The following is a 12,594-nucleotide window of genomic DNA, read 5'->3' as shown; positions in this document are numbered from 1 at the left end:
GTGGGACAGCTGTTCCCAGGAAGGTCCTTCCCTTACCCCGCGAGCGCCACCGGCAGAGGCTGGGCGCACATCACGGACACGGGAGGACCCGATGACGCTCACCCTCGACACCTACCGGCTGCTGGGCCGGTCCGGGCTGCGGGTTTCGCCGCTGGCCCTGGGCACGGCCACGTTCGGCACCGAGTGGGGCTGGGGCGCGGAGGCCGCCGAGGCGCGCAAGCTGTTCGACACCTACGTCGAGCGCGGTGGCAACTTCCTCGACACGGCGCCGACGTACACCGACGGCAGCGCCGAGCGGCTGCTGGGCGAGTTCGCCCGCGAGCACCGCGAACGCCTGGTGCTGGCGACCAAGTACACGACGCTGGTGCGCCCCGGCGACCCGAACTCCGGCGGCCCGCACCGCAAGAGCCTGTTCGCGTCGGTGGAGACCAGCCTGCGGCAGCTGGGCACCGACTACCTCGACCTGCTCTTCCTGCACGTCTGGGACTTCACGACGCCGGTCGAGGAGATCCTGCGCGGCCTCGACGACCTGGTCCGCCAGGGCAAGGTCCGCTACGTGGCGATGTCCAACGTCCCGGCCTGGGAGGTTTCGCGGATGCAGGCCATCGCCGACCTGCGGGGCTGGTCGCCGCTGATCGCGCTGCAGGTCGAGTACAGCCTGATCCGGCGGGACGCCGAACGCGACCTGATCCCGATGGCGCGCGAGCTGGGCCTCGGGGTGATGCCGTATTCGCCGCTGGGCGGCGGCGTGCTGTCCGGCAAGTACCGCGACGCGGGCTCCGGCGAGAGCACCCGCCGGAGCTTCAACGCCGGGCTCGGCATGGTCACCGACCGCACGCTCGCCATCGCCGACGTCGTCACGGAAGTCGCGGCCGAGGCGGGGCACACGCCCGCCCAGGTCGCGCTGGCCTGGACCCTGCGGAACCCGGGCGTGACCGCGCCGGTCGTCGGCGCCCGCACGCTCGCCCAGCTGGAGGGCAACCTGGGCGCCCTCGACGTCGAGTTCACGCCGGACCAGCTGGCCCGCCTCGACGAGGTGAGCGCGCTCGACCTCGGCTACCCGCACGACCTGCTCGCCGGCGACCACATCCGGGCGGTCACCCGCGGCGACCTGGTGATCGAGCCCCGGGCTACGCCGGCAGGACGGTGATCAGCAGCCGGGACCGCGGGGTCAGCAGGACGGTGTTGTTCCGGTCCGGCTGGACCCGCGGGCCCGTCCCGTAGAGCTGGAACTCCTTCCCGCCCGCGGTCAGGTAGTGGTGCTCGTTCAGGCCCTTGCTGAGCCGGGTGGAGAGCACGATCGGGTACTCGCGGTCGGGCCGCTGCCTGCCGAAGTCGTGGGTCCAGCCGGTGATCGCGACCAGCCGCCCGTCCCGGACGTCGGCCAGCCGGCGCCCGCAGACGAACGCCAGCCACGCGGCCAGGAGCAGGAGGGGGACGGCCGTGGCGAGGGCCGCGGCCACGGTGGCCCCGGTGAGCCGGGCGCCGAACCGGGTGTCGATCGTCGAAAGCGGGACGACCACGGCGACGACGAGCGCCGCGACCGCGACGACCGCGGCCAGCCAGAAGGAGCCGTCGAGCACCTTCCCCCGCTGCGAGGGGTGGAGCCTGCCCTGCCGGTTGGCCAGCTCCACCTCCGCTTGCCCGGTCACTCGCCTTCACCCTCCGGGTGTTCCTTCTCGTAGGCCTCCTGGCCTTCGTGGTAGCGGTCGATCTGCTCGTTCTCCTGGCGGCGGCCTTCGGTGGCGACGCCGACGCCGTCGGCGAGGTTGAAGCCGGGGACGCCGCCGCCCTCGCGCCACTCCTTCTGGCTGAGGAAGCTGCGGCCGTCGTCGGACAGCCTGTCGCCGAGCCCTTCGACCTTCTCGCGGCCGGGCACGTGCGCCTTGGCGGCGTCGCTCCAGCCCTTGGCCGTCTCCTCGGCGGACTTCGCCTCCTTGCCCGCCTGCTTGAGCTCGTTGGCCCGGCGTTCGATGTTCGCGGCCGTGTCGACGCTCTTGTCCACGATCTTGTCGACGCCCTTGCCGACCTTCTTCAGTGCGTTCGCCGCGCCTTCGAGCGCCGCCTTCGACTTGCCCGCGCCCTTGGCCAGGCTCTCGAGCTTCTCGACGATCTTCGCGATCCGCGTGCTGATCTTCTCGGCGAGGACCCCGCCCTCGACGACCGTGTCGGCGATGAACGCCGCGATCGTGCCGCCGAAGGTGCACCACGACGCGGCCAGCGCGGCCAGCGCCTTGACGATCAGCTCGCCGACGAACGACGAGATCATGTCGCGGATCAGCCCGCGCTCGGTGCCGACCAGCGCCGCGCCGACGTTCATCGCCGTCGACGCGCTGTCGGCGTGCGAAGCCGCTCCGCGCAGGACGCCGACGTAGCTCTCCGCCGTCTTCTGGTAGGCCTCGGCGGACCCGCAGTCCCGGAACGACTGTTGGACCTTCTTGGCCTGCTGCTCGTACTGCTCGGCCGTCTCGGTGAGCTGCTTCGCGATGTTCGTCCAGGTCACGGCCTTGGCGGTGACGGCTTCGGGCTTGCCGGCGAGCTTGTCGAGGCCGTCCTTGAGGAAGCTGATGTGCTCGATCAGCCAGCCGACGCCGGCGCTCGCCAGGGTGCCGAGCGGGTCCATCGCCGCGCCGAGCAGGTCGAGGGCGTCGGTGCCGACGTCCAGCGCGAGGTTGCCCCAGTCGCCGTTGCGGGCGTCGGTGAGCGTGGCCGCGGCGTCGTTGAAGATGCCGGCGCCGCTCGTCTGGGCGTTGACGTTGTCGAGCTCGCCCTTCGCCGAGTCGCCCATCCCGCTCCAGAAGCCGCCGCTCGGCTCGCTGGTCGCGACCAGCGGGTTCTCCTGCGTCCCGGTCATGCCGGCAGCTCCTTGCCGATGCCTTCGATCAGGCACTTCGTCGTCTGTTCGTGCTCGGTGAAGGCGCCGTGGGCGGTCTTCACCCGGTCGGCGACCTCGTGCCCGGCGTCGACGGCCGCGCGGAGGAAGTCCTCGGCCTGGCTCGTCCAGATCTCGATCGGCACCGCGAACACCTGCCCGACCAGCCCGAACGCGTCGAAGTCGAGCGCTTGGGCGCTGCCGGCGGCGTCGAGGGCCTGCTGCACCTTGTCCGCGATCTCGCGGATCTCGTCCTCGTGCCCGCCGAGGACGTCGAAGTCGACCTTGAGCGCCATCAGAGCCCCCGGCGCAGGATCGGGCCGCCGAAGTCTTCTTCGCCGTCGTCCGGCCGCGGCCGGGCCGGGCGCACGGGCGGTGGCGGCGGCGTCGCGGGCTCGGTCGCGGTGAATTCCCAGCGTGGCGCTTTTTCCGGTTCTTCGGGCAATTCGGGCGCCGGGATCTGTTCCTGGAGGAAATGCATCGCGTCGCTGTCGGGACCGATCACCGGCGCCATGATCGCGGTCAGCTGCCGGGCGGCGTCGACCTGCGCGCGCTTGGCGGCGGCGAGGACGGCCTGGGCCAGCCGGGCCCGCGGCAGCTCGTCGGCCCGCGCGCCGAAGGTGAGTTCCTGCAGCGCACCGCTGGTGTTGACGGTGACCGTGACCGCCCCGTCGGGACTCGACGCGGTCGCCGAGACGTGTTCGAGCCGGGCCTTCGCCTCGGCCGCGCGCCGGACGATTTCGGGCATTCCGGCCGAAGCCGGTTCAATTCGGTTCACGGCGACCTCGGAAGTCGGGAAGGGCATGCGGATCAGAGGCAGCAAACCGCTTTTCGGTTCCCCCATCAACCCGGGAATTTCCATTGAGAACAGCGCATGGGAATTGATTGGGACGCCCTTTACCCGGCCGCGGCGGGCGAGCCGGCCCGGGATGTCGTGAACGACCCTTTCATCGCGTCGGGCGAGGTGAACGACTCGTTCATGACGTTGCCGGCCGCGCCTCCACCCGCGGCGACGACCGGGGTTGAGCACGATCGGCTCAGGCTTCCGTAAACTCGGAGTCGGCAGCGAACGAGGTAGGTGAGGAACCGGTGGCCAACGCGGAGGAGCGCCGCTTCGACGTGCTGCGCGCGATCGTCGCGGACTACGTGTCCAACCAGGAACCGGTCGGGTCGAAGGCGATCGTCGAGCGGCACAACCTGGGCGTGTCGAGCGCCACCGTGCGCAACGACATGGCCACCCTCGAAGAAGAGGGCTACATCACCCAGCCGCACACCAGCGCCGGGCGCGTGCCCACCGACAAGGGGTACCGGCTCTTCGTCGACCGGCTCTCCGAGGTCAAGCCGCTGAGCGCCGCCGAGCGGCGGGCCATCACCACCTTCCTCGACAGCGGCACCGACCTCGACGACGTCCTCCGCCGGTCGGTGCGGCTGCTCGCGCAGCTGACCCGGCAGGTCGCCGTCGTCCAGTACCCGATGCTGACCAACGCCAAGGTGCGCCACCTCGAAGTCGTGCCGCTCACCCCGGCGCGGCTGATGCTGGTGCTGATCACCGACAACGGCCGCGTCGACCAGCGCACGGTCGACCTCGGCGACGTCGTGACCGAAGAGGACGTCGCCCGGCTGCGCACGGTGCTCAACACGGCGATGTCCGGACGGCGGCTCAACGACGCCGCCGCGCGCGTCGCCGAGCTGCCCGACCAGGCGCCCGGCGAGCTGCGCGACGCGCTCATCCGCGTCACGACCGTCCTGGTCGAGTCGCTGGCCGAGCACCCGGAAGAACGCCTGGTCCTCGGCGGTACCGCCAACCTCACCCGCAACGTCGCCGACTTCCCGGGTTCGCTGCGCCAGGTCCTCGAAGCCCTCGAGGAACAGGTCGTCGTGCTCAAGCTGCTGGCCGCCGCGCGCAACCCCGGTGCGATCACGGTGCGCATCGGTGAGGAAAATGAAGACGAGCAGATGCGCAGCACCTCGGTCGTGTCGATCGGCTACGGCCAGGACATGGTGCTCGGGGGCATGGGGGTGGTCGGCCCGACCCGGATGGACTACCCCGGCACGATCGCCGCGGTGCGCGCGGTCGCCAACTACGTGGGGCAGATCCTGCACGGCAGCTGAGCCGGGCAGAGCAGAAGGAGAAGCGAAGACGGTGGCGAGGGACTACTACGGCATCCTCGGGGTGGCGAAGAACGCGAGCGATCAGGAGATCAAGCGCGCGTACCGGAAGCTGGCCAGGGAGCTGCACCCCGACGTCAACCCGTCGGAAGACGCCCAGCACAAGTTCGGCGAGGTCACCACGGCCTACGAGGTGCTGTCGGACCCGCAGAAGCGCAAGATCGTCGACCTCGGCGGCGACCCGATGGACAACGGCGCGCGCGGCGGGGGCGGCGGCGACCCCTTCGCCGGCTTCGGCGGCCTCGGCGACATCATGGACGCCTTCTTCGGCGCCGCGGGCGGCGGTGGCGGCCGCGGCCGTGGCCCGCGCAGCCGCGTCCAGCCCGGCTCCGACGCCCTCATCCGGCTCGGCCTCTCCCTCGAGGAGTGCGCCACCGGCGTCGACAAGGAAATCGCCGTCGACACGGCCATCGTCTGCGACCTCTGCCGCGGCGCCGGCACCGCCGAGGGCACCTCGGTCAAGACGTGCGACACCTGCGGCGGCGCCGGCGAGGTCCAGTCCGTCCAGCGGTCCTTCCTCGGCCAGGTCGTCACGGCCCGCCCCTGCCCGGTCTGCCGCGGCTTCGGCGAGGTCATCCCCGACCCCTGCCGCCAGTGCGGCGGCGACGGCCGCATCCGCGCCCGCCGCAACGTCACCGCCAAGATCCCGCCGGGCGTCGGCGACGGCATGCGCATCCGCCTCTCCGGCCAGGGCGAGGTCGGCCCCGGCGGCGGGCCGGCCGGCGACCTCTACGTCGAGATCGACGAGACCCCGCACGAGGTCTTCGTCCGCCAGGGCCACGACCTGCACTGCAACTTCCGCATCCCGATGACGACCGCCGCGCTCGGCGCCACCGTGCCCATCGCGACGCTGGTCGACGGCGACTACGAGCTCGACATCGAACCCGGCACCCAGCCCAACGCCGAGCTCGTCCTCACCGGCAAGGGCATGCCCCGGCTGCGGTCCTCCGGCCGCGTCGACGGCCGCGGTGACCTGCACGTCCACATCGACGTCCAGGTCCCGACCAAGCTCGACGACGCCCAGCGCGAGCTGCTCGTCGAGCTGGCCCAGCAGCGCGGCGAGGAAGCGCCGACGTTGTCGTCGAACGGCAAGCACGGCGGCCTGTTCTCGAAGCTGCGCGCCAAGAACCACCGCTGACCGTGCCCGACACCACCCTGCCGGTCTTCCTCGCCGGCACCGTTCCCGCCTCCGGGCGGACGGTGCTCGACGGCGAGGAAGCCCGGCACGCGGCCACCGTCCGCCGCCTGCGCGTGGGGGAGCGGCTGGTGCTCTCCGACGGCGCCGGTGCCATGGCCCGCTGCGTCGTCGAAGCCGTCCAGCCGGGCCGCGACGCGGCACTGACCCTGACCGTCGAGGAAAGCTGGACCGAGGACCCGCCCGCCCTGCGCGTCGTCCTCGCCCAAGCCCTCGCCAAGGGCGACCGCGGCGAACTCGCCGTCGAACTCGCCACCGAAGCCGGCGTCGACGCCGTCGTACCCTGGCGCGCCGCCCGCAGCGTCGCGAAGTGGGAAGACGGCGGCCGCGGCGACAAGGCCCTCGCCCGCTGGCGCACCACCGCCCGCGCCGCCGCCAAGCAAGCCCGCCGCGCCCACGTCCCCGCCGTCACCGAGCCCGTCACCACCCGCGAGCTCGCCGGCCTCATCGCCACCACCTCCCTCGCCGTCGTGCTCGAATCCGACGTCCCCGACCGCCTCACCGACCTCACCCTCCCGGACACCGGCGACCTCCTCCTCGTCGTCGGCCCCGAAGGCGGCATCACCGACGACGAGCTCACCACCCTGCGCGAAGCCGGCGCCCAAGCCGTCCGCCTCGGCACCACCGTCCTGCGCACCTCCACCGCCGCGGCCGTCGCCCTCGGCGCACTAGGGGCCCTGACCACCCGCTGGCGCTGAAAAGATCACCCCCGAAAAACCCGCGAATCTGCGCCCAGTTATGGCGCGATCACACTCCGACCCGTTACTCTCGTTTACTAACGCGCCACCTACGGTTTCGGCGCGCCACTGGGAAGACACGAGCTCCGCCGGGCACCTCCCCCCTCGGTCCGGCGGCAGCCGCGGCGGCGGTAGATCGACCCCCAGGGTCTACCGCGCCGCGGCATCCTCCTCCGCTTCGCTCCGTCGGTTGCCGCGTTGCGTTCGTTGTGTCTTCTGGGGGTCAAACCCCCAGACCCCCAGCCGGGGGCGAGCCCCCGGACCCCCCCGCGAGTCGCGTTCGGTGTTGGTTTGGTGGGGCGGCGCGGGGGTGCGTCGGTAGGGTGCTTGGCATGAGTGATGGTGCGGAGACGCTCTTTGAGCGGATCATTGCTGGTGAGGTGCCTGCTGATGTCGTCTACCAGGATGAGACGACCTTTGCTTTCCGGGACATTCGGCCGCAGGCACGGGTTCATGTGCTCGTTGTGCCCAAGAAGCGGTATCGGAACTTGGGGGAGCTGGCTGCCGCTGATCCGCAGTTGCTTGCTGACGTTGCGTTGACCGCTCGGCGCGTTGCGGAGCTTGAGGGTGTGCTCGAGAGTGGGTATCGGGTGGTCTTCAACACCGGTGACGATGCTGGGCAGACCGTCTTTCACGTGCATGCCCATGTACTGGGTGGGGAGCCGCTGGGGTTGTTCGGGGCGGGTGCGTAAACCGGCCTGCGTCTTGTCGGGGGGTGCCAGTAGCATCGGTGGGGTCCAGTCGTACTCACCGAGAAAGCAGGCCTGAGGCCACGTGGCCGGAACCGTACCGGGTGGTGCCGCCCGACCCGACGTCCCCGGGGACGTCGCCAAGACCGAGGATGGCGCGGTTCAGGCTGCGCAGTCGCGGTTTCCCATTCCCGACGCCGCCGCGCTGAGCCTGCTCGGGTCCCGCGACGAGAACCTGCGTGTCGCCGAGGAGCTGCTCGCCGCCGACGTGCACGTCCGGGGCAACGAAGTCACCCTGACCGGTTCGCCGGCCGACGTGGCGTTCGCCGAGCGCGTCTTCGCCGAGCTCGTGCAGCTCGCCGGCGGGGGCCAGCAGGTCGGCCCCGACACCGTGCGGCGCACCATCGGGATGCTTTCGACCGGCGACGCGTCACCGGTCGAGGTGCTCAGCCTCAACATCGTTTCGCGGCGCGGGAAGACCATCCGGCCCAAGACGCTGAACCAGAAGCGGTACGTCGACGCCATCGACAAGCACACCGTCGTGTTCGGCATCGGGCCCGCTGGTACCGGCAAGACCTACCTGGCGATGGCGAAGGCCGTGCAGGCGCTGCAGGCCAAGCAGGTCACGCGCATCGTGCTGACCCGGCCCGCCGTCGAGGCCGGCGAGCGGCTGGGGTACCTGCCGGGCACCCTCAACGAGAAGATCGACCCCTACCTGCGGCCCCTCTACGACGCGCTGCACGACATGGTCGAGCCCGAGTCCATCCCGCGGCTCATGCAGGCGGGCACCATCGAGATCGCGCCGCTCGCCTACATGCGCGGCCGGACGTTGAACGACGCCTTCATCATCCTCGACGAAGCGCAGAACACCACGCCCGAGCAGATGAAGATGTTCCTCACCCGGCTCGGCTTCGGCTCCAAGATCGTCGTCACCGGTGACATCACGCAGGTCGACCTGCCCAGCGGGCAGCGCAGCGGCCTCCGCGTGGTCCGCGACATCCTCACCGGCGTCGACGACCTGCACTTCGCCGAGCTGACCAGCCAGGACGTCGTCCGGCACAAGCTCGTCGGCGACATCGTCGACGCCTACGAGAAGTGGCAGGCCGTGCAGGACGCGCAGGGACAGCAGGGCAACGGCTGGAAGGGCAACCGGCGGTGAGCATCGAGATCGCCAACGAGTCCGGCGTCAACGTCGACGAGACGTCCATCGTCTCGGCCGCGCGCTACGCCCTCGACAAGATGGAGGTCAGCCCGCTCGCCGAGCTGTCCATCCTCCTCGTCACCCTCGACGTCATGGAAGACCTCCACGAACGCTGGATGGACCTGCCCGGTCCCACCGACGTGATGGCCTTCCCGATGGACGAGCTCGACTCCTCCCGCCGCCCCGACGCGCCCGACGCGTCACCGGCGCTGCTCGGGGACATCGTGCTCTGCCCGGCGTTCGCCAAGGACCAGGCCAAGACCGCGGGCCACGCCCTGATCGACGAGCTGCACCTGCTCACCGTGCACGGCTGCCTGCACCTGCTCGGGTACGACCACGCCGAGCCCGCCGAGGAACGCGAGATGTTCGCGCTCCAGAAGCGCATCCTCGGCGAGTACCAGGACGCCGTCGCCGCACTGGACAAGCAGGACGCCCAGCGCAGCACCGACGACCGCGTCCTCGGCATCGCCGGGCTCGACGCGGCCGACGAGCCGGCCGGGGAAACGCCGTAGTGTCCCGCGCCGCAAGCGCCCCAATGTGGCCTTCGGTGCGTCAGACGCACCCAAGGCGGCCTTCGGTGCGTCAGACGCAACCAATGTGGCCTTGGGGCGCACTGGCTCCCGAAGCGCGGCACTAGGCGCCCGTCATGGCCCAGCTGCTCTTCGCGATCGCGCTCGTCCTGCTGGCGGGCGTCTTCGCGGCGGCCGACGCCGCCATCAGCACGGTCTCGCAAGCCCGGGCCGACGGCCTCGCCCGGCTCGGGCTGCCCGGCGCCCGCCACCTCTCCGCGGTCGTCGCCGAACGGCGCCGCCACATCAACCTGCTGCTCCTGCTCCGCCTCGGCTGCGAGCTCACCGCGACCGTGCTGGTCACGGTGTTCGTGGGCACCCGGCTGGCGCCGCTCGGCCTGGCCGTGCTCGTCGCCGCCGTCGTCATGGTCGTGGTCAGCTACGTCCTCATCGGCGTCGGTCCCCGCACCCTCGGCCGCCAGCACCCCTACCGCATCGGCCGGTACGTCGCCGGGCCCGTCCGCGTGCTCGGCTCCGTCCTCGGCCCGCTGTCCCGGCTGCTGATCCTCATCGGTAACGCCATCACGCCCGGCCAGGGCTTCCGCGAAGGCCCGTTCACCTCCGAAGTCGAGCTGCGCGAACTCGTCGACCTCGCCCAGGAACGCGGCGTCGTCGAGGACTCCGAGCGCGAGATGATCCACTCGGTCTTCGAGCTCGGCGACACCGTCGCCCGCGAGGTCATGGTGCCGCGCACCGAAATCGTCTGGATCGAGCGCGCCAAGACCGTCCGGCAAGCGCTGGCGCTGGCGCTGCGCACCGGCTTCACCCGGCTCCCGGTGATCGACGAATCGGTCGACGACATCGTCGGCGTCGTCAACATCAAGGACCTGATGGCCGCGTACATGGACCCGGACGGCGCGAGCACGATCGTCAGCACGCTGATGAACGAAGCGTCCTTCGTCCCCGACTCGAAGCGCCTCGACGAGCTGCTCAAGGAAATGCAGCGCTCGCACAACCACATGGCGATCGCCGTCGACGAGTACGGCGGCACCGCCGGCCTGCTCACCATCGAAGACGTCCTCGAAGAGATCGTCGGCGAGATCACCGACGAGTCCGACGCCGACGAGCGCCCCGAGGTCGAGGAGCTCGAGGGCGGTGCCGTCCGCGTGTCGTCCCGGATGAGCGTCGACGACCTGGGCGAACTGTTCGGCATCGACCTCGAAGACCACGACGTCGAGACCGTGGGCGGGCTGCTCGCGGAACGACTGGGTAGGGTCCCGCTGCCGGGGGCCGAAGCCGAGGTCGCCGGCCTTCGGCTGTTCGCCGAAGGGGGCAAGGACCGGCGCGGCCGCATGCGGATCACCTCCGTCGTGGTCCACCCGGCCGACGCCGACGCGATGACGGACCCGGCCGACCGGACCACCCGCCGCCGCACGCGCGTACCCCACCCCGACGAACGCGACAGGAGCGTCGAACATGCCTGACCTCGAGGCCGAGGACCAGAAACTCGTCACGCTGGCCCGGTCTTCGCGCGCCCGCACCCAGGCCGCCGAGGGCGCCGCGATCCGCGACACCGACGGCCGCACGTACGCCGCCGGCACGGTCGACCAGCCGTCGTTCAAGCTGACCGCGCTCCAGGCCGCCGTCGCCGCCGCCGTGTCGAGCGGCGCCGAGGGCATCGAGGCCGCCGCCGTCGTCACCGCCGAAGGGCTGCTCAAGGAGGCGTCCGTGCACGCGGTCCGCGACATCGCGGCGAACGCGCCGATCATCCTGGCCGACCCCAGCGGCGAAGTGCTCAAGGTGCTCAGCCGATGACCGAGCACCGTTCCGGTTTCGCCTGCTTCGTCGGCCGCCCCAACGCGGGGAAGTCGACGCTGACCAACGCCCTCGTCGGCACCAAGGTCGCGATCACCTCCAGCAAGCCCCAGACCACCCGGCACGCCATCCGCGGCATCGTCCACCGCGAGGACGCCCAGCTCGTCCTCATCGACACGCCGGGCCTGCACCGCCCCCGCACCCTGCTCGGCGAGCGGCTCAACGACATCGTGCACACGACGTGGTCCGAAGTGGACGTCGTCGGCTTCTGCGTGCCGGCGAACGAAAAGATCGGCCCCGGCGACAAGTTCATCGCCAACGAGCTGCAGAAGATCGCCAAGCGAACCCCGGTCATCGGCATCGTCACCAAGACCGACCTCGTCCAGCCGCAGCAGGTCGCCGAACAGTTGCTTGCCCTGCAGCAAGTGATGGACTTCGCCGAGCTGGTCCCGGTGTCCGCCGTGGACGGTTTCCAGGTCGACACGCTGGCGAAGCTGCTCGTCGAGCGGCTTCCCGAAGGCCCGCAGCTGTACCCGGGCGGCGAACTCACGGACGAGCCCGAGCAGACCCTGGTCGCCGAGCTGATCCGCGAGGCGGCGCTGGAAGGCGTCCGCGACGAGCTGCCGCACTCGATCGCCGTCACCGTCGAGGAGATGCTGCCCCGCGAAGGCCGCGACGACCTCATCGACGTGCACGCGTTCCTGTACGTGGAACGGCCCAGCCAGAAGGGCATCATCCTGGGGCACAAGGGCGAGCGGCTGCGCGAAGTCGGCGCCACCGCCCGCAAGCACATCGAGCGGCTCCTCGGCTCCAAGGTGTACCTCGACCTGCACATCAAGGTGGCCAAGGACTGGCAGCGCGACCCCCGTCAGCTGCGGCGCCTCGGGTTCTGAATTCCTGGTCTCATTTCGGTCGCGACGGCCGCAATCCCCGCGCGCCGGCGAAGCGGTACCCCTACAGTTCGCACCTCGACCACACCGCGGCCGATCGGGGCGGCGGCGGAACCGGTGGTCGTCCATGGAGCACGACGAAGGGGACCGACCGAAAATGACCGACAGCCAGGGCATGCCCAACTACCCCGGCGACCAGCCCGGCGGGCAGCCGAACTACCCCGGCGGCCAGCCGGGCGGGTACCAGCCGGGCCCGCCCCCGAGCAACAACCTGGTGTGGGCCATCCTCACCACCATCCTCTGCTGCCTCCCGTTCGGCGTCGTGTCGATCGTCCAGGCCGCGAAGGTGAACGGGCTGTGGGCGCAGGGCCAGACCGCCGCCGCGCAGGAAGCCGCCGACTCGGCCAAGAAGTGGGCGATCATCTCGGCGGTCGTCGGTGTCGCGTGGCTCGTGCTGTGGATCATCCTGATGATCGCGGGCGTCTTCACGTTCGGCACGAGCACGACGTCATACTGA

General features: G+C 70.9%; 15 protein-coding genes. 11 read left to right on the top strand and 4 right to left on the bottom strand.

Features of this window, described 5'->3' with window-relative positions:
• Positions 1 to 91: 91 nt before the first annotated feature.
• Positions 92 to 1,150, top strand: a complete 1,059-nt coding sequence (locus EIY87_RS37580; protein ID WP_125314698.1) for an aldo/keto reductase — start codon at positions 92 to 94, stop codon at positions 1,148 to 1,150.
• On the opposite strand, the gene EIY87_RS37575 is transcribed toward EIY87_RS37580, so the two are convergent.
• Genes EIY87_RS37575 through EIY87_RS48680 form a run of 4 tightly spaced genes read right to left on the bottom strand, consistent with a single transcriptional unit; the run spans position 1,131 to position 3,902 of the window.
• Positions 1,131 to 1,652, bottom strand: a complete 522-nt coding sequence (locus EIY87_RS37575) for a hypothetical protein (protein WP_125314697.1) — start codon at positions 1,650 to 1,652, stop codon at positions 1,131 to 1,133. The two genes, EIY87_RS37580 and EIY87_RS37575, sit on opposite strands and share 20 nt — an antisense overlap.
• Positions 1,649 to 2,854, bottom strand: coding sequence for a hypothetical protein (locus tag EIY87_RS37570; RefSeq protein ID WP_125314696.1), 1,206 nt, complete (start codon positions 2,852 to 2,854; stop codon positions 1,649 to 1,651). Before EIY87_RS37570 ends, EIY87_RS37575 begins: the two co-directional genes overlap by 4 nt.
• Positions 2,851 to 3,168 (bottom strand): type VII secretion target, encoded by a 318-nt coding sequence (locus EIY87_RS37565; RefSeq protein WP_125314695.1) that lies wholly within the window; start codon positions 3,166 to 3,168, stop codon positions 2,851 to 2,853. The genes EIY87_RS37570 and EIY87_RS37565 overlap by 4 nt, the downstream gene beginning before the upstream one ends.
• Positions 3,168 to 3,902, bottom strand: a complete 735-nt coding sequence (locus EIY87_RS48680) for a YbaB/EbfC family nucleoid-associated protein (protein WP_225440297.1) — start codon at positions 3,900 to 3,902, stop codon at positions 3,168 to 3,170. The genes EIY87_RS37565 and EIY87_RS48680 overlap by 1 nt, the downstream gene beginning before the upstream one ends.
• 59 nt (positions 3,903 to 3,961) lie before the next feature.
• On the opposite strand from EIY87_RS48680, the gene hrcA reads away from it, so the two are divergent.
• The 10 genes from hrcA to EIY87_RS37510 all read left to right on the top strand — a co-directional run bounded on the left by hrcA (position 3,962) and on the right by EIY87_RS37510 (position 12,594).
• Positions 3,962 to 4,984 (top strand): heat-inducible transcriptional repressor HrcA, encoded by a 1,023-nt coding sequence (gene hrcA, locus EIY87_RS37555; RefSeq protein ID WP_125314694.1) that lies wholly within the window; start codon positions 3,962 to 3,964, stop codon positions 4,982 to 4,984.
• Positions 4,985 to 5,015: 31 nt separating this feature from the next.
• Positions 5,016 to 6,179, top strand: a complete 1,164-nt coding sequence (dnaJ, locus tag EIY87_RS37550; RefSeq protein WP_125314693.1) for a molecular chaperone DnaJ — start codon at positions 5,016 to 5,018, stop codon at positions 6,177 to 6,179.
• Positions 6,180 to 6,181: 2 nt separating this feature from the next.
• Complete coding sequence (locus EIY87_RS37545; RefSeq protein ID WP_125314692.1) at positions 6,182 to 6,934, top strand: 16S rRNA (uracil(1498)-N(3))-methyltransferase; 753 nt, start codon at positions 6,182 to 6,184, stop codon at positions 6,932 to 6,934.
• Between the two features lie 371 nt (positions 6,935 to 7,305).
• A complete protein-coding gene (locus EIY87_RS37540; protein WP_125314691.1) occupies positions 7,306 to 7,665 on the top strand; it encodes a histidine triad nucleotide-binding protein in 360 nt (119 codons plus the stop codon).
• 82 nt (positions 7,666 to 7,747) lie between these two features.
• Positions 7,748 to 8,821: a PhoH family protein gene (locus tag EIY87_RS37535; protein ID WP_125314690.1), complete on the top strand. Its 1,074-nt coding sequence runs from the start codon at positions 7,748 to 7,750 to the stop codon at positions 8,819 to 8,821.
• The gene (ybeY, locus tag EIY87_RS37530; protein ID WP_125314689.1) at positions 8,818 to 9,375 is read left to right on the top strand and encodes an rRNA maturation RNase YbeY; all 558 of its coding nucleotides are present in this window, start codon (positions 8,818 to 8,820) and stop codon (positions 9,373 to 9,375) included. The genes EIY87_RS37535 and ybeY overlap by 4 nt, the downstream gene beginning before the upstream one ends.
• Before the next feature lie 134 nt (positions 9,376 to 9,509).
• Positions 9,510 to 10,856, top strand: a complete 1,347-nt coding sequence (locus EIY87_RS37525) for a hemolysin family protein (protein ID WP_125314688.1) — start codon at positions 9,510 to 9,512, stop codon at positions 10,854 to 10,856.
• Positions 10,849 to 11,187 (top strand): cytidine deaminase, encoded by a 339-nt coding sequence (locus EIY87_RS37520; RefSeq protein ID WP_125314687.1) that lies wholly within the window; start codon positions 10,849 to 10,851, stop codon positions 11,185 to 11,187. Before EIY87_RS37525 ends, EIY87_RS37520 begins: the two co-directional genes overlap by 8 nt.
• Positions 11,184 to 12,080: a GTPase Era gene (gene era / locus EIY87_RS37515; RefSeq protein WP_125314686.1), complete on the top strand. Its 897-nt coding sequence runs from the start codon at positions 11,184 to 11,186 to the stop codon at positions 12,078 to 12,080. The genes EIY87_RS37520 and era overlap by 4 nt, the downstream gene beginning before the upstream one ends.
• A gap of 154 nt (positions 12,081 to 12,234) precedes the next feature.
• Complete coding sequence (locus tag EIY87_RS37510; RefSeq protein ID WP_125314685.1) at positions 12,235 to 12,594, top strand: CD225/dispanin family protein; 360 nt, start codon at positions 12,235 to 12,237, stop codon at positions 12,592 to 12,594.

The sequence above is a fragment of the Amycolatopsis eburnea genome, assembly GCF_003937945.1.
Classification (GTDB): Bacteria; Actinomycetota; Actinomycetes; order Mycobacteriales; family Pseudonocardiaceae; genus Amycolatopsis; species Amycolatopsis eburnea.
Note: the sequence above shows the minus strand (reverse complement) of the source record. Positions and strands in the feature narration are given on the sequence as shown.